Below are 14,935 nucleotides of genomic sequence, written 5' to 3' on the forward strand. Positions count from 1 at the left end.
AATGGCGCCCTTTGCCGTCGTTTCGTCGATTCGACGTATTAGCCCAAACGGCCGCCGTTTCCGTGGAAGAACCTATGAAAAGCGCAGAAATCCGTGAAGCCTTCCTTCGCTTCTTCGAAGAGCAGGGACATACCCGAGTCGCCTCCAGTTCGCTGATCCCGAACAACGACCCGACCCTGCTGTTCACCAATGCCGGCATGAACCAGTTCAAGGACTGCTTCCTCGGTGCGGAGAAGCGTGCCTACACGCGTGCCGTCAGCAGCCAGAAGTGCGTGCGCGCCGGTGGCAAGCACAACGACCTGGAAAACGTCGGTTACACCGCGCGTCACCACACTTTCTTCGAAATGCTGGGCAACTTCAGCTTTGGTGACTATTTCAAGCGCGATGCGATCACCTTCGCCTGGACCTTCCTGACTTCGGAAAAATGGCTGAACCTGCCCAAGGAAAAGCTCTGGGTCACCGTCTACGCCACTGACGACGAAGCCTACGATATCTGGACCAAGGAAGTCGGCGTGCCGGCCGAGCGCATGGTGCGCATCGGCGACAACAAGGGCGCCCCGTACGCCTCCGACAACTTCTGGACCATGGGCGACACCGGCCCGTGTGGCCCGTGCACCGAGATCTTCTACGACCACGGCCCGGACATCTGGGGCGGCCCACCCGGCTCGCCGGAAGAAGACGGTGACCGCTACATCGAGATCTGGAACAACGTCTTCATGCAGTTCAACCGCACCGCCGACGGCGTGCTGCACCCGCTGCCAGCGCCGTCGGTGGACACCGGCATGGGCCTGGAGCGCGTCAGCGCCGTGCTGCAGCACGTGCACTCGAACTACGAGATCGACCTGTTCCAGAACCTGCTGTCGGCCGCGGCCAAGGCCATCGGTTGCGGCAATGAGGGCCAGGCCTCGCTGAAAGTGGTCGCCGACCACATCCGTTCGTGCGGATTCCTGATCGCCGACGGCGTGCTGCCGTCCAACGAAGGCCGTGGCTACGTGCTGCGCCGCATCATTCGTCGTGCCTGCCGCCACGGTAACAAGCTGGGCGCCAAAGGCAGCTTCTTCTACCAGATCGTTGCCGCGCTGGTCGCCGAAATGGGCGAGGCCTTCCCGGAACTGAACAGCCAGCAGGCGCACATCGAACGCGTGCTCAAGGCTGAAGAAGAACAGTTCGCCAAGACCCTGGAGCAGGGCCTGCGCATCCTCGAGCAGGACTTGGCCCAGCTGAAGGGCGATGTGGTGCCGGGCGATGTGGTGTTCAAGCTGTACGACACCTACGGCTTCCCGATGGACCTGACCGCCGACATCGCCCGCGAGCGCGAGCTGACCATCGACGAAGCCGGCTTCGAGCGCGAAATGGACGCCCAGCGTGAGCGCGCCCGTTCCGCCAGCGCCTTCGGCATGGACTACAACAGCCTGGTCAAGGTCGACAGCGCTACCGAGTTCCTCGGCTACGAGGCCACCGAAGGCCAGGGCAAGATCATCGCCCTGTACAAGGACGGCCAGGCCGTCGACCAGCTGGGTGAAGGCGAGCAGGGCGTGGTCGTGCTCGACCGCACGCCGTTCTACGCCGAATCCGGTGGCCAGGTGGGCGACACCGGCTACCTGCAGGCTGGCGCTGCGCGCTTCGACGTGCGCGACACCACCAAGACCGGTGGTGCCTTCCTGCACCACGGCGTGGTTGCCAGCGGTGCGCTGGTGATCGGTTCGCCGGTCCAGGCCAAGGTCGATTCCGACGTGCAGCACGCCACCTCGCTGAACCACTCCGCCACCCACCTGCTGCACGAAGCGCTGCGCCAGGTACTGGGCGAGCACGTGCAGCAGAAAGGCTCGCTGGTCGACAGCCAGCGCCTGCGTTTCGACTTCAGCCACTTCGAGGCGGTGAAACCGGAGCAGATCAAGGCCCTGGAAGACATCGTCAACCGCGAAGTGCGCAAGAACACTGCGGTGGAAACCGAACTGACCGACATCGAAACCGCCAAGGCCAAGGGTGCCATGGCGCTGTTCGGTGAGAAGTACGGCGACACCGTGCGTGTGCTGAGCATGGGCGGCGATTTCTCGGTGGAGCTGTGCGGCGGTATCCACGCCAAGCGCACCGGTGACATCAGCCTGTTCAAGATCATCAGCGAAGGCGGCGTGGCCTCTGGCGTGCGCCGTATCGAAGCGGTCACCGGCGCTGCTGCGCTGGCCTACCTGAACGCTGCCGAAGAGCAGGTCAAGGAAGCCGCGCAGCTGGTGAAGGGTAACCGCGACAACCTGATCGACAAGCTGTCGGCTGTGCTCGAGCGCAACCGCCAGCTGGAGAAGCAGCTGGAACAGCTGCAGGCCAAGGCCGCCAGCGCCGCCGGGGATGATCTCTCCAACGCGGCCGTTGAGGTCAAGGGCGCCAAGGTGCTCGCCGCCCGCCTGGATGGGCAGGACGGCAAGGCCCTGCTGGCGCTGGTCGATCAGCTGAAGAACAAGCTCGGCCACGCAGTGATCCTGCTGGGCAGCGAGCATGAGGGCAAGGTCGTGCTGGTGGCCGGCGTGACCAAGGACCTCTCCAGCCAACTCAAGGCTGGCGATCTGATGAAACAAGCCGCTGCGGCGGTGGGGGGCAAGGGCGGTGGCCGTCCGGACATGGCCCAGGGTGGTGGCGTCGACGTCGCTGCACTGGACCAGGCCCTGGCGCTGGCCGTGCCATTCGCAGAGCAGGGACTTTGAGATGAGGGGGCCGGCGGTCTAGTGGCCTGTACGGCTAATTCTTGCGCTCAAATTCGAGTGCCAGGGTTTGCCGCGCAAGGCGCCGCGACGAGTCGTAGCCGGGCTACGGCGAGGAGTGGCAACGCAGCGAGGCGAATCCTGGTGCCGAATTTGGGTGCAAGAATTAGCCACACAGGCCACTCCCATCCGGCCTCTTCATGTTGGATTGTTTTTTGGGGCCCTGTATGGGCTGAGGCACCATTGAAATGGCGTTGATCGTACAGAAATTTGGCGGCACCTCTGTCGGTTCCATCGAGCGGATCGAGCAGGTAGCCGATAAGGTCAAGAAACACCGTGAGGCGGGCGACGACCTGGTGGTTGTGTTGTCGGCCATGAGCGGTGAAACCAATCGCCTGATCGACCTGGCCAAGCAGATCACCGATCAGCCGGTTCCGCGTGAACTGGATGTGATCGTGTCGACCGGTGAGCAGGTCACCATTGCCTTGCTGACCATGGCCTTGATCAAGCGTGGTGTGCCAGCGGTGTCCTACACCGGCAACCAGGTGCGCATTCTCACCGACAGCGCGCACAACAAGGCGCGCATCCTGCAGATCGACGACCAGAAGATTCGTGCCGACCTCAAGGAAGGCCGCGTGGTCGTGGTAGCGGGCTTCCAGGGCGTCGACGAGCACGGCAGCATCACCACCCTGGGCCGTGGTGGCTCCGACACCACAGGCGTGGCCCTGGCGGCTGCGCTGAAGGCTGACGAGTGCCAGATCTACACCGACGTCGATGGCGTCTACACCACCGACCCGCGCGTTGTGCCACAGGCCCAGCGCCTGGAGAAGATCACCTTCGAAGAGATGCTGGAAATGGCCAGCCTCGGTTCCAAGGTGCTGCAGATCCGTTCGGTGGAGTTCGCCGGCAAGTACAACGTTCCGCTGCGCGTGCTGCACAGCTTCAAGGAGGGTCCGGGTACCCTCATTACCATTGATGAAGAGGAATCCATGGAACAGCCGATCATTTCCGGTATCGCCTTCAACCGTGATGAAGCCAAGCTGACCATTCGCGGCGTGCCGGACACCCCGGGCGTGGCCTTCAAGATCCTCGGCCCGATCAGCGCCTCGAACATCGAGGTCGACATGATCGTGCAGAACGTTGCCCACGATAACACCACCGACTTCACCTTCACCGTACACCGCAACGAGTACGAGAAGGCGCAGAGCGTGCTGGAAAACACTGCCCGCGAAATCGGTGCCCGTGAAGTGATCGGCGACACCAAGATCGCCAAGGTCTCGATCGTCGGCGTCGGCATGCGTTCGCACGCCGGTGTTGCCAGCCGCATGTTCGAAGCCCTGGCCAAGGAGAGCATCAACATCCAGATGATCTCCACCTCCGAGATCAAGGTTTCGGTCGTGATCGAAGAGAAGTACCTGGAGCTGGCCGTACGCGCGCTGCACACCGCGTTCGAGCTCGACGCTCCGGCACGACAGAGCGAGTAATACGCTGCCTGGAAGGGCGCGGCTTGCCGCGCCCTTCGCGTTTCTGCTCGCCACGCAGGCCCGTCCTGCCCTGTGTGGCGATCAACCGGGCCCAGGTCGTCGTCCACGACCAGGCCTCGACACCCAAGACTGTTACCCCTGAATGTTTGCGTAAGGAGAAAGCTATGTTGATTCTGACTCGTCGGTGCGCCGAGAGCCTGATCATTGGAGACGGCGAGATCACCGTGACGGTGCTCGGCGTCAAAGGCAACCAGGTGCGTATTGGCGTCAGCGCCCCGAAAGAAGTGGCTGTGCACCGCGAGGAAATCTACCTGCGGATCAAGAAAGAGAAGGACGAGGAGCCAAGCCTTTAATTTTTTTGAAGTTTTTTTCAAAAAAAGGGTTGCAAACGAGGAAGAGCCTGTTTAATATTCGCCTCGTGTTGCGGTGAGGTGGCCGAGTGGCCGAAGGCGCTCCCCTGCTAAGGGAGTATACCTCATAAGGGTATCGGGGGTTCGAATCCCCCCTTCACCGCCATTATTCGCTTAGGGCGCTGTAAACAGTAAGAACGCTAAGTAGTTGATTTTAAACGAAAAAGTTCTTGCAAAAATGTTTCAGCGACCTATAATGCGCGGCAAGACACGGACTCATAGCTCAGCTGGATAGAGTACTCGGCTACGAACCGAGCGGTCGGAGGTTCGAATCCTCCTGAGTCCGCCACTTTTGAAGTGGCTTTGTTTGCAAGGCTGCTTCAAACAACCAGTGGTAATCTGGTCTAAAACTACCATCGCGGACTCATAGCTCAGCTGGATAGAGTACTCGGCTACGAACCGAGCGGTCGCAGGTTCGAATCCTGCTGAGTCCGCCACTTTTTGAGGTGGCTCTGCTTGCAAAGGCACTTCAACCAACCAGTGGTAACCTGGTCTAAAAAATACCACCACGGACTCATAGCTCAGCTGGATAGAGTACTCGGCTACGAACCGAGCGGTCGGAGGTTCGAATCCTCCTGAGTCCGCCACACCAAATCAAGAAGCCCGCTCATTTGAGCGGGCTTTTTGTTTTTATGCGCCAATGAATTGTTGGTGATGTCGATCTAAGCTCTTCTGTAGATTGCGCGTGTGCCTTTGGGGCCGCTGTGCGACCCTTTCGCGACACAAGGCCGCTCCTACAGAAGTACGCGATCCCTTGTAGGAGCGGCCTTGTGTCGCGATGGGCTGCAAAGCAGCCCCAAGATCGATCAGGCACCGCATGCACATCCGGGCCCACAACAAATGTGGCGCCACACCAAATCAAGAAGCCCGCTCAATTGAGCGGGCTTTTTGTTTTTCTGTGCCAATGAATTGTTGGTGATGTCGATCTAAGCTCTTCTGTAGATTGAGCGTGTGCCTTTGGGGGGCCGCTGCGCGACCCTTTCGCGACACAAGGCCGCTCCTACAGAAGTACGCAATCCCTTGTAGGAGCGGCCTTGTGTCGCGATGGGCTGCAAAGCAGCCCCGAGATCGATCAGGCACCGCATGCACATCCAGGCACACAACAAATGTGGCGCCATACCAAATCAAGAAGCCCGCTCAATTGAGCGGGCTTTTTGTTTTTATGCGCCAATGAATTGTTGGTGATGTCGATCTAAGCTCTTCTGTAGATTGAGCGTGTGCCTTTGGGGGCCGCTGCGCGACCCTTTCGCGACACAAGGCCGCTCCTACAGAAGTACGCGATCCCTTGTAGGAGCGGCCTTGTGTCGCGATGGGCTGCAAAGCAGCCCCAAGATCGATCAGGCACCGCATGCACATCCGGGCCCACAACAAATGTGGCGCCACACCAAATCAAGAAGCCCGCTCAATTGAGCGGGCTTTTTGTTTTTCTGTGCCAATGAATTGTTGGTGATGTCGATCTAAGCTCTTCTGTAGATTGAGCGTGTGCCTTTGGGGGGCCGCTGCGCGACCCTTTCGCGACACAAGGCCGCTCCTACAGAAGTACGCAATCCCTTGTAGGAGCGGCCTTGTGTCGCGATGGGCTGCAAAGCAGCCCCGAGATCGATCAGGCACCGCATGCACATCCAGGCACACAACAAATGTGGCGCCATACCAAATCAAGAAGCCCGCTCAATTGAGCGGGCTTTTTGTTTTTCTGCGCCAATGAATTGTTGGTGATGTCGATCTAAGCTCTTCTGTAGATTGAGCGTGTGCCTTTGGGGGCCGCTGCGCGACCCTTTCGCGACACAAGGCCGCTCCTACAGAAGTACGCGATCCCTTGTAGGAGCGGCCTTGTGTCGCGATGGGCTGCAAAGCAGCCCCAAGATCGATCAGGCACCGCATGCACATCCGGGCACACAACAAATGTGGCGCCACACCAAATCAAGAAGCCCGCTCATTTGAGCGGGCTTTTTGTTTTTCTGTGCCAATGAATTGTTGGTGATGTCGATCTAAGCTCTTCTGTAGATTGAGCGTGTGCCTTTGGGGTCGCTGCGCAACCCTTTCGCGACACAAGGCCGCTCCTACAGAAGTACGCGATCCCTTGTAGGAGCGGCCTTGTGTCGCGATGGGCTGCAAAGCAGCCCCAGTATCGATCAGGCACCGCATACACATCCAGGCACACAACAAATGTAACTTGACCGCCAGACCCACCGTCGCACTGATAGCTTCGAGCGTTGTCCCAGCTTTATCACGCAAACGATTGTTCTGGCCAAAATTTTAAGCGATCTGACAGCTTTAGCAGTGTATGATTGCGCCCGTCAGCCCCGCCGGGGCTTGTGGAAAACCACCATGGACTTACCCAGTAGTTACTCGCTAACAAGATTCATACAGAAAGATCTGACCGATTGATTCTCCCGGCGTGCTCCGCTGCTGGGAGTGGAGTTCGCCTATGACTGAAGTAGAAGTAAAAAAAGCGCAGGAAAGCCTGCAGGACCGCCTGGCCCAGGTGGTCGAACTGCTGCAACGCCAGCGCGTGGTCGAAGACCTGACCCACCGTCAGGAAGGCGCCCACAACGACCTGGTGGAAAACCTGGTCCACCGCCAGAACCTCGTCGAGCTGCAGCGCAAGCTCGATGACCTGCACCCCGCCGACATCGCCTACATCCTCGAAGCCTTGCCCCTGGAAGACCGCCTGACGGTCTGGCAGCTGGTGCGCTCGGATCGCGATGGCGACATCCTGCTGGAAGTGTCCGACGCCGTGCGGCAATCGCTGATCGCCGACATGGACGATCACGAACTGCTCGCCGCCGCCAAGGAAATGGACGCCGACGAGCTGGCCGACCTGGCTCCTGAGCTGCCGCGTGACGTTGTTCACGAGCTGATGGAAACCCTCGATGCCCAGCAACGCGAGCGCGTGCGTTCGGCGCTGAGCTACGACGAGGAGCAGGTTGGTGCGCTGATGGACTTCGAGATGGTCACCATCCGCGAAGACGTCAGCCTGGAAGTGGTGTTGCGCTACCTGCGCCGCCTGAAAGAACTGCCGAACCACACCGACAAACTGTTCGTGGTCGACTATGACGGCATTCTCAAGGGTGTATTGCCGATCAAGCGCCTGCTGGTCAATGATCCGGAAAAGAAGGTGGCGGAGGTCATGGCGACCGACCCGGTCTCCTTCCACCCCGAGGAAGATGCCTATGATGCGGCGCAGGCCTTCGAGCGTTATGACCTGGTATCTGCGCCGGTCGTGGACAAGAACGAACGCCTGATCGGCCGCTTGACCATCGACGAAATGGTCGACCTGATTCGTGAAGAAAGCGAAAGCGAAGTGCTGAACATGGCCGGTTTGCGCGAGGAAGAAGACATCTTCGCCTCGGTCTGGCGTTCGCTGCGCAACCGCTGGGCCTGGTTGGCCATCAACCTGATTACCGCTTTCGTTGCGTCGCGTGTGATCGGCCTGTTCGAAGGTTCGATCGAGAAGCTGGTGGCCCTGGCTGCGCTGATGCCGATCGTGGCGGGTATTGGTGGCAACTCCGGTAACCAGACCATCACCATGATCGTGCGCGCCATGGCGCTGGACCAGGTGTCGCCGGGCAACACCAGCCGCCTGATGCGCAAGGAGCTGGCGGTATCGCTGCTCAACGGCCTGATCTGGGGCGGGGTGATCGGTGCGGTGGCGTTCTGGCTGTATGGCAGCTGGTCGTTGGGCCTGGTGATGACTGCGGCGATGACCTTGAACCTGCTGTTGGCGGCCTTGATGGGAGTGTTGATCCCGATGACCCTGACGCGCCTGGGGCGCGACCCGGCGATGGGCTCCAGCGTGATGATTACCGCGGTGACCGACAGCGGCGGGTTCTTCATCTTCCTCGGGCTGGCCACGCTGTTCCTGCTGTAGCCCGCGGTCCCCAAACAAACGGATCGCGCCTCTTGCAGGATCGCCATCCACAAAAAAGCCAGCTTACGCTGGCTTTTTCATGTACGGCTGCAAACCTCAGGAGGCGTCGGTAGCCATTTCCACATCGTGAGCGATGAGGGCGACCAGCGCGTTCTGCTGGCGGTGCGATAGTTGGCGGAAACGTTGCAGCAACTCGCGTTCATGCAGGGACAGTTCAGGGCTGTCCAGGCGCATGCTCAACTCGTCACCCAGCGCACCTTCCTGGATAAGGCTCTGTTCCAGGCGCGCGATGATTTCGGAGTTCATGCTGCGGTGATGGTTGCGCGCTACCTCGGCAATGCGCTCACGCATCCCGTCTGGCAGGCGGACGACGAACTTGTCAGCGGTGCGGCTCGAATAAATAGCCTGTTTCATTGGGCGCATATAAATTGACCGGATTTTGGTTCAGGGGAAGCGGTTCTCAAATTGGCCGCACGGGGTGGTAGTACGACCGTGGCGACGACGAAATGTTCAACCGTCTGTGAAAAATGGATGCTCATCTTGCCTCATGGTCGCCGTTTCCTTGGCGTCAATTCTGTGACAAATAGTGAGCCGGATAAAGGCTTTGTGCCAGTACCAATTATCAGAAATGAGTACTGGTTTGAAAAGTTTTACATGCTCCAGCTTGCCCAATCGTCAGACTTTTGCCGTCAAAAACTGGTAAAACGCAGCAAAAGGCCGGGAAAGCCCCTAGAATGTGCCGGTTTCCCTCCATAGAGCATAGTGGCTATGCAACATGACGCAAGCGACCGCCAATCAGGGACAGGCCGGTTGGTATATCTGGTAGGACCGTCGGGTTCCGGGAAAGATTCCCTGATCGATGCTTCTCGTGAGCGATTGGCAGCCGCGGGGGTGGAAATCGCCCGTCGCGTCATTACCCGGTCGGCCGAAGCCAAGGGCGAAGCCGCCCATGGAGTCTCGGCCGAACAGTTCGAAGCACTGCGCGCGCAAGGCGCTTTCGCCATGCATTGGCGGGCCAATGGTCTGGATTACGGCATTCCACTGCAGGTGGACCAGTGGCTGGCGGAGGGCAGGGCGGTGCTGGTGAATGGTTCGCGGGCCTATCTGGCCGAGGCGCGTCGGCGCTACCCGAACCTGTTGGCAGTGCTGGTCGAGGTCCGGCACGAGGTGCTGCGCGAGCGCCTGGTGGCCCGTGGCCGGGAAAGCGCAGAGGAAGTCGAGCAGCGCCTGGCACGTAATGCACGCTTGCAGGCGCTGGCCGATCCGTCGCTGCATGTGCTGGACAACTCCACCACCCTGGAAACCGCGGTCGCGGCATTGTTCGCGCTGCTGCGTGATGAAGGCGTGCTGCCGCAGGTGTAGCATTGGCAGAAAAGGATTACGCGAAAAAGCCCGCGTGAGGCATGACAAACGCCAGCATGCTGGTTAACATGCTGGCCGTCCTGCTGTGCAGCGTCCGCTGCCGGTACTTGCGTCTCAGTAGCTCAATTGGATAGAGCATCCCCCTCCTAAGGGGAAGGTTGCAGGTTCAATTCCTGCCTGGGACGCCATTTCCTTTCGCTCCCTTACCGCGTTCACCCGGTGTTGGTGACGCGAAATCGGGAAGCCTTGTACCTGCGTATTCCTACATCCCCAGATGCTTCAAGGCCCACAGCATTCCCATTCCCACAATCAGCGTCAGCATCGTGCTGCGCGTACGCCACGCCACCAGCGCGGCCAGTATCGCCGCTGGTATCTGCGGGTTCATCCAGTCGAACCCCGCCTGCCGGTCAGGGAATACCACGGCCGGCAGTACCAATGCCGCCAGCACACTGGCCGGGACATACGCCAGGGCGCGGCGAAACAGTGGGGGGATGCGCAGCACCGTGTGCAACTCGATGAACGACAGGCGGATGGCGAAGGTGCCCAGGCCGATCAGAATGAAGGTTATCCACTGGGTCGTTTCGCTCATGATGCTTCCTGCTCGGTATTGGCGTCTGCCACGGTTTGCTGTTTTTGCCAGCTCTCGATGGCCAGCCCGGCGATGATGCCGCCCAGCGCGCCAGCCAGCAGGCCAAGGTTGTAGGGCAGGTTGGCGGCCAGCACGGCGAGCACGCCGCCGGTCAGCGCTGCGCCAAGCGTGGCCGCATTGCGAATGCCGGGTATCAACAGGGCCAGGAATGACAATGGAATGGCAAAACCCAGCGACCAGTCTTCAGGAATGCTCGCGCCCAGGTACATGCCCGCCAGCACCGAGAGGTTCCAGCCAAAGAACATGGTGATTGCCGTACCGGCATAGTAGGGGTAGGCATGCTGCCCCAGCCCGCCTGTGCCCATCTTCAGCGTGCACAGGGCGAAGGACTGGTCTGACAGCATGTACGCCATCGGCCACTTGTGGCGGCGCGGCAGCTGGCCCAGGTGCGGGGCCAGGCTGGCGCTGTACATCAGGAAGCGCAGGTTGATCACCAGTGCGGTGACTACCATGGTCACCGGCAGGGCGGCGCTTTGCATCAACTGCATCACCACCATTTGCGCCGAACCGGAGTAGAACAGCAAGGTCATGCCGATGGCATCGGTTGGCGACAGGCCCATGCCGATCGCCGTGACCCCGGTGATCAGGCCGAAGGGCACGATGCCGGAGGTCAATGGCAGGGCGCTGTGGGCACCTTGCCTGAACGCTTGGGTCCCGTTTGGATACGGCATTTGAAATCCTTGAAAGAGTGCAGACGGTGCAAGGGCGGTACGCCCACGTTAATGCGCGCGACAGTTGGCCTCAACGTCAGATTTCTGGAATAGTAGGCCTAAAAAAAATAGGCCTGAAACCGTGTACCTCGATACTCCCACCCGGCACTCGCTGCAGCTCAATGCCCTGCGTGCCTTCGAAGCATCAGCCCGCTTGGGCGGTTTTGCCCGTGCCGCACTCGAGCTGAAGGTGACCCCGGGGGCCATCGCCGCCCTGGTCAAGACCCTGGAAAGCGAATATGGCGCGGCCTTGTTCGAGCGCCACGCCAAAGGCGTGCGCCTGACGCCCTTGGGCGAAAGCGTGAAAGGCCAGTTCACCGAGGCGTTCGACGCGGTGGAAGCCGCCGCGCGCACACTGCGCCGCCTGGCCGCACCGCAGCGGGTGCATATCGTCACATCGCCTGCCCTGGCGCAGTTGTGGATAGGGCCACGCCTGCCGGAACTGACCCGGCTGCTGGCACCCATCGAGATCTCGGTGACGGCGGTGGATGAGCCGCCCAACCTGAAGCGCAGCCCGTTCGACCTGTGCCTGTTCTACACCGAAAAGCCCGAGCGCTGGCAACGCAGGATAGCCACGGAAGAAGTCCTGCCCGTGTGCGTGCCGGCCCTGGCCGCCAGCATCGCCAAGCCCGAGGACCTTGCCGACGCCCGTTGCATCGCCGACGTGGGCTGGAACGACTGGGCGGTGTGGACGGGGGCGGTGATGCCCGGGCACAAGTTCGTTGCCCGTGGGCCGGGTTTTTCCCTGTACTCGATCGCCCTGCAGCAAGCCTTGCTGGCCGCCGGGGTGCTGATAGGGCGCAGAAGCCTGGTGCAACGTTACCTCGACAGCGGCGAACTGGTCGCCCCCATCGACCGCGCGGTGCCACTGGGCATGACCATCGCCGCATGGCGGCTGCCGGGTGCCAAGGGCAACCAGGTGGTTGCCGCAGTGGAGGAGGCGCTGTTGCAGTTGGCTTGAGCGCCCCCAAGCCATGCACGGTGTCTGTGGGAGCGGGTGTGCCCGCGAACACCGGCGAAGCCGGTGCCCTACACCGCAGCGCCTGCTCCCACAGAGGCCGAACGGGGCAAATGCCATGCCCGTCGTCAACACCGCGAAAATAGGGCGTTGGGGCTATTCCGATGGTGCCACGCTAGGCATATGCTTGCCCGTCAGAGGCATGCCACTTGTGGCTGGGCATCAGGGAGAGCGTCCATGAGTCAGGAAACCCGGCCGGTACCCGCCGGCTTCAGTGAACAGCAGTTGCATACGTTGTTCGATCTGATCAGCGATGGTATCTGGGACTGGAATGCCAATACCGGCTACGTCTATCGCAACCCGGGCTGGTACGCCATGCTCGGCTACCCCAGTCACTCCATGGCCAACTCGGTGCTCACCTGGGAAAGCGTGATCCACCCGGAGGACTACTCGCGGGTGATGGCGCATTTCGAGGCGTACATCAACCAGCGCAACGAGCATTACCTGGTCGAATACCGCTGCCGTTGCCACGATGGCAGCTACCTGTGGATCGAAGACAGCGGCTACATCATCGCCCATAACGAGGATGGCTCGGTGGCGCGCATGCTCGGTGCCCACCGCAACATCGACGCCAACAAGCGCCTGGTGGCGCAACTGGAGCAGAGGAACCAGTCGCTGGAAAGCCAGGTGGCCGAACGCACCCGCGAGCTGTCCTGGGTGAACCAGCAGTTGCAGCGGCAGCTGGACGAAAACCGCGAGCTGGCCGAGCGCGACGCGTTGACCCGCATTGCCAACCGCTATCGGCTGGAGAAGGCGCTGCAACTGGAGTGCGAGCGTGCCAAGCGCTTTCGCCAGCCGTTGTCGCTGATAGCCATGGACCTGGACGACTTCAAGCCGATCAATGACCGCTATGGCCATGCCCGTGGCGATGCGGCGCTGGTGCGGGTGGTCGACGTCCTGCGTACCTGCCTGCGGCAGCAGGACCTGCTGGCGCGCTGGGGCGGGGACGAGTTCGTCATCGTATTGCCGCAGGCCTCGCTGGGCGAGGCGCTGGAAGTGGCAGCACGCTTGCGCCAGGCGATGGTGCAGGTGGAGCCGGTGGGCGATTGCCAGCTGACCATGAGTTACGGCGTGGTGCAATGGCAGGAAGGGGAGGACCAGCATGCACTGCTGGCGCGTGCCGACACGGCGCTGTACCGGGCCAAGGGGAACGGCAAGAACGCTATTGCCGAGTAGCCTGTGCCGGCCTCTTCGCGGGTAAACCCGCTCCCACAGGTGCGCCACTGCTCTCACGGGCAGTGATGTCCCTGTGGGAGCGGGTTTACCCGCGAAGAGGCCGGCACAGGCTCGCCAATGAAAAAAGACCCGCAACGCCTGGGGCGCTGCGGGCCAAATCGGCCTCGGCCGCTTCAGTGTCAGATATGCAGGGCGTGGCCCAGGGCGCGCAGTGCCGCTTCCTGTACCGCCTCACCCAGGGTCGGGTGGGCATGGATGGTGCCGGCCACATCCTCCAGGCACGCGCCCATCTCCAGCGACTGGGCAAACGCCGTCGACAACTCGGAAACCGCCACGCCAACCGCCTGCCAACCCAGGATCAGGTGGTTGTCACGGCGCGCCACCACCCGCACGAAACCGCTTTTCGATTCCAGACTCATGGCCCGGCCATTGGCAGCAAACGGGAACTGCGCGACGATGCAGTCCAGCCCTTGCTGGCTGGCTTGTTCCGGGGTCTTGCCGACCACCACCACTTCCGGGTCGGTGAAACACACCGCGGCGATCGCGCTGGGTTCGAAACGGCGTGCCTTGCCGGCGATGATCTCGGCGACCATCTCGCCCTGGGCCATGGCCCGGTGCGCCAGCATCGGTTCGCCAGCCACGTCGCCGATGGCCCAGACATTGCGCATGCTGGTCTGGCAGCGCTCGTCGATGGCGACGGCGGCGCCGTTCATCTTCAGGTCCAGGCACTCCAGGTTGAAACCTTGCGTGCGCGGCCGACGGCCCACGGCCACCAACACCTGGTCGGCTTCCAGGCGCAATTGCGCACCCTGGCCATCACGGGCCAGCAGGCAGCCGCCTTCGTAACCCTCGACGCTGTGGCCCAGGTGCAGGGTGATGCCCAATTTCTTCAGCGATTCGGCCACCGGTGCGGTCAGCTCGCTGTCGTAGGTCGGCAGGATGCGCTCGCGCGCTTCCACCACGCTGACTCGTGCGCCCAGCTTGCGGTAGGCGATGCCCAGCTCCAGGCCGATATAGCCGCCGCCCACTACCACCAGGTGCTGCGGCAGGGTTTTCGGTGCCAGGGCTTCGGTCGAGGAAATGATCGGCCCGCCCAGCGGCAGCATCGGCAGTTCGACACTGCTGGAGCCAGTGGCCAGCAACAGGTGCTCGCACTGGATACGCTGGCCATCGACCTCGACCTGCTTGCCGTCGAGCACCTTCGCCCAGCCATGGATCACCTTGACCCCGTGCTTTTTCAACAGGGCGGCGACGCCGGTGGTCAGGCGGTCGACGATGCCGTCCTTCCAGGCCACGCTCTGGCCGATGTCCAGGCGCGGCGAGGCAACGCTGATGCCCAGCTCCGACGGGCCGGCAAAGCGCGAGGTCTGGTGGAACTGCTCGGCCACGTGGATCAGCGCCTTGGACGGGATGCAGCCGATGTTCAGGCAGGTACCGCCCAGTGCCTGGCCTTCCACCAGCACGGTGGGGATGCCCAGTTGCCCGGCACGGATGGCAGCCACGTAGCCGCCAGGGCCGCCGCCGATGATCAACAGGGTAGTCTGGATAGTCTGTTGCAT

11 protein-coding genes and 5 tRNA genes are annotated in these 14,935 nt (G+C 61.5%); 12 read left to right on the forward strand and 4 right to left on the reverse strand.

Going from position 1 to position 14,935, the window contains the following annotated elements; translation table 11 throughout:
* Positions 1-74 precede the first annotated feature (74 nt).
* The 8 genes from alaS to mgtE all read left to right on the forward strand — a co-directional run bounded on the left by alaS (position 75) and on the right by mgtE (position 8,461).
* Complete coding sequence (alaS, locus tag CAG00_RS07475) at positions 75-2,699, forward strand: alanine--tRNA ligase (protein WP_085663965.1); 2,625 nt, start codon at positions 75-77, stop codon at positions 2,697-2,699.
* A 245-nt stretch (positions 2,700-2,944) separates the two neighbouring features.
* Positions 2,945-4,180, forward strand: a complete 1,236-nt coding sequence (locus CAG00_RS07480; protein WP_013973645.1) for an aspartate kinase — start codon at positions 2,945-2,947, stop codon at positions 4,178-4,180.
* Positions 4,181-4,344: 164 nt separating this feature from the next.
* Positions 4,345-4,533 carry a carbon storage regulator CsrA gene (csrA, locus tag CAG00_RS07485; protein WP_003254503.1) on the forward strand — a complete coding sequence of 63 codons (189 nt, stop codon included), beginning with the start codon at positions 4,345-4,347 and terminating at the stop codon, positions 4,531-4,533.
* Between the two features lie 72 nt (positions 4,534-4,605).
* A tRNA-Ser gene (locus CAG00_RS07490) sits at positions 4,606-4,696 on the forward strand.
* A 106-nt stretch (positions 4,697-4,802) separates the two neighbouring features.
* Positions 4,803-4,879, forward strand: a tRNA-Arg gene (locus tag CAG00_RS07495).
* A gap of 71 nt (positions 4,880-4,950) precedes the next feature.
* Positions 4,951-5,027: transfer RNA gene (locus CAG00_RS07500), tRNA-Arg, on the forward strand.
* Positions 5,028-5,100: 73 nt separating this feature from the next.
* Positions 5,101-5,177 (forward strand) — tRNA-Arg (locus tag CAG00_RS07505).
* 1,841 nt (positions 5,178-7,018) lie between these two features.
* A complete protein-coding gene (gene mgtE, locus CAG00_RS07510; RefSeq protein WP_025340118.1) occupies positions 7,019-8,461 on the forward strand; it encodes a magnesium transporter in 1,443 nt (480 codons plus the stop codon).
* Positions 8,462-8,557: 96 nt separating this feature from the next.
* Here the strand turns inward: mgtE and CAG00_RS07515 are convergent, their stop codons facing one another.
* Positions 8,558-8,884 (reverse strand): Arc family DNA-binding protein, encoded by a 327-nt coding sequence (locus tag CAG00_RS07515; RefSeq protein WP_012273554.1) that lies wholly within the window; start codon positions 8,882-8,884, stop codon positions 8,558-8,560.
* 345 nt (positions 8,885-9,229) lie between these two features.
* Here CAG00_RS07515 and phnN point away from each other — a divergent pair, with 345 nt between their 5' ends.
* Both phnN and CAG00_RS07530 read left to right on the forward strand, forming a co-directional pair.
* Positions 9,230-9,823 (forward strand): phosphonate metabolism protein/1,5-bisphosphokinase (PRPP-forming) PhnN, encoded by a 594-nt coding sequence (gene phnN / locus CAG00_RS07525; protein ID WP_085663966.1) that lies wholly within the window; start codon positions 9,230-9,232, stop codon positions 9,821-9,823.
* Positions 9,824-9,934: 111 nt separating this feature from the next.
* Positions 9,935-10,011, forward strand: a tRNA-Arg gene (locus CAG00_RS07530).
* A 74-nt stretch (positions 10,012-10,085) separates the two neighbouring features.
* Here the strand turns inward: CAG00_RS07530 and CAG00_RS07535 are convergent.
* A complete protein-coding gene (locus tag CAG00_RS07535) occupies positions 10,086-10,412 on the reverse strand; it encodes an AzlD domain-containing protein (protein WP_085614556.1) in 327 nt (108 codons plus the stop codon).
* On the reverse strand, positions 10,409-11,143 hold the full coding sequence (locus CAG00_RS07540) for an AzlC family ABC transporter permease (protein WP_085663967.1): 735 nt from the start codon (positions 11,141-11,143) through the stop codon (positions 10,409-10,411). Before CAG00_RS07540 ends, CAG00_RS07535 begins: the two co-directional genes overlap by 4 nt.
* Positions 11,144-11,264: 121 nt before the next feature.
* On the opposite strand from CAG00_RS07540, the gene CAG00_RS07545 reads away from it, so the two are divergent.
* Together CAG00_RS07545 and CAG00_RS07550 are read left to right on the forward strand one after the other, a co-directional pair.
* Entirely contained in the window at positions 11,265-12,143 is an 879-nt protein-coding gene (locus tag CAG00_RS07545) for a LysR family transcriptional regulator (RefSeq protein WP_025340113.1), read from the forward strand.
* 234 nt (positions 12,144-12,377) lie between these two features.
* The gene (locus CAG00_RS07550) at positions 12,378-13,376 is read left to right on the forward strand and encodes a diguanylate cyclase (RefSeq protein WP_085663968.1); all 999 of its coding nucleotides are present in this window, start codon (positions 12,378-12,380) and stop codon (positions 13,374-13,376) included.
* A 179-nt stretch (positions 13,377-13,555) separates the two neighbouring features.
* Here the strand turns inward: CAG00_RS07550 and lpdA are convergent, their stop codons facing one another.
* Positions 13,556-14,935: a dihydrolipoyl dehydrogenase gene (gene lpdA, locus CAG00_RS07555; RefSeq protein WP_085589062.1), complete on the reverse strand. Its 1,380-nt coding sequence runs from the start codon at positions 14,933-14,935 to the stop codon at positions 13,556-13,558.

Origin of the sequence: Pseudomonas sp. B5(2017), assembly GCF_002112825.1 — a bacterium.
GTDB classification, from domain to species: Bacteria; Pseudomonadota; Gammaproteobacteria; order Pseudomonadales; family Pseudomonadaceae; genus Aquipseudomonas; species Aquipseudomonas putida_Z.

What these genes read in the sequence shown, in the direction of transcription:
- lpdA (WP_085589062.1), bottom strand. Translation starts at nt 14,935, where the DNA reads ATGCAACAGACTATCCAGACTACCCTGTTGATCATCGGCGGCGGCCCT.
- mgtE (WP_025340118.1), top strand. Translation starts at nt 7,019, where the DNA reads ATGACTGAAGTAGAAGTAAAAAAAGCGCAGGAAAGCCTGCAGGACCGC.
- phnN (WP_085663966.1), top strand. Translation starts at nt 9,230, where the DNA reads ATGCAACATGACGCAAGCGACCGCCAATCAGGGACAGGCCGGTTGGTA.
- CAG00_RS07515 (WP_012273554.1), bottom strand. Translation starts at nt 8,884, where the DNA reads ATGCGCCCAATGAAACAGGCTATTTATTCGAGCCGCACCGCTGACAAG.
- alaS (WP_085663965.1), top strand. Translation starts at nt 75, where the DNA reads ATGAAAAGCGCAGAAATCCGTGAAGCCTTCCTTCGCTTCTTCGAAGAG.
- CAG00_RS07480 (WP_013973645.1), top strand. Translation starts at nt 2,945, where the DNA reads ATGGCGTTGATCGTACAGAAATTTGGCGGCACCTCTGTCGGTTCCATC.
- CAG00_RS07550 (WP_085663968.1), top strand. Translation starts at nt 12,378, where the DNA reads ATGAGTCAGGAAACCCGGCCGGTACCCGCCGGCTTCAGTGAACAGCAG.
- CAG00_RS07535 (WP_085614556.1), bottom strand. Translation starts at nt 10,412, where the DNA reads ATGAGCGAAACGACCCAGTGGATAACCTTCATTCTGATCGGCCTGGGC.
- csrA (WP_003254503.1), top strand. Translation starts at nt 4,345, where the DNA reads ATGTTGATTCTGACTCGTCGGTGCGCCGAGAGCCTGATCATTGGAGAC.
- CAG00_RS07540 (WP_085663967.1), bottom strand. Translation starts at nt 11,143, where the DNA reads ATGCCGTATCCAAACGGGACCCAAGCGTTCAGGCAAGGTGCCCACAGC.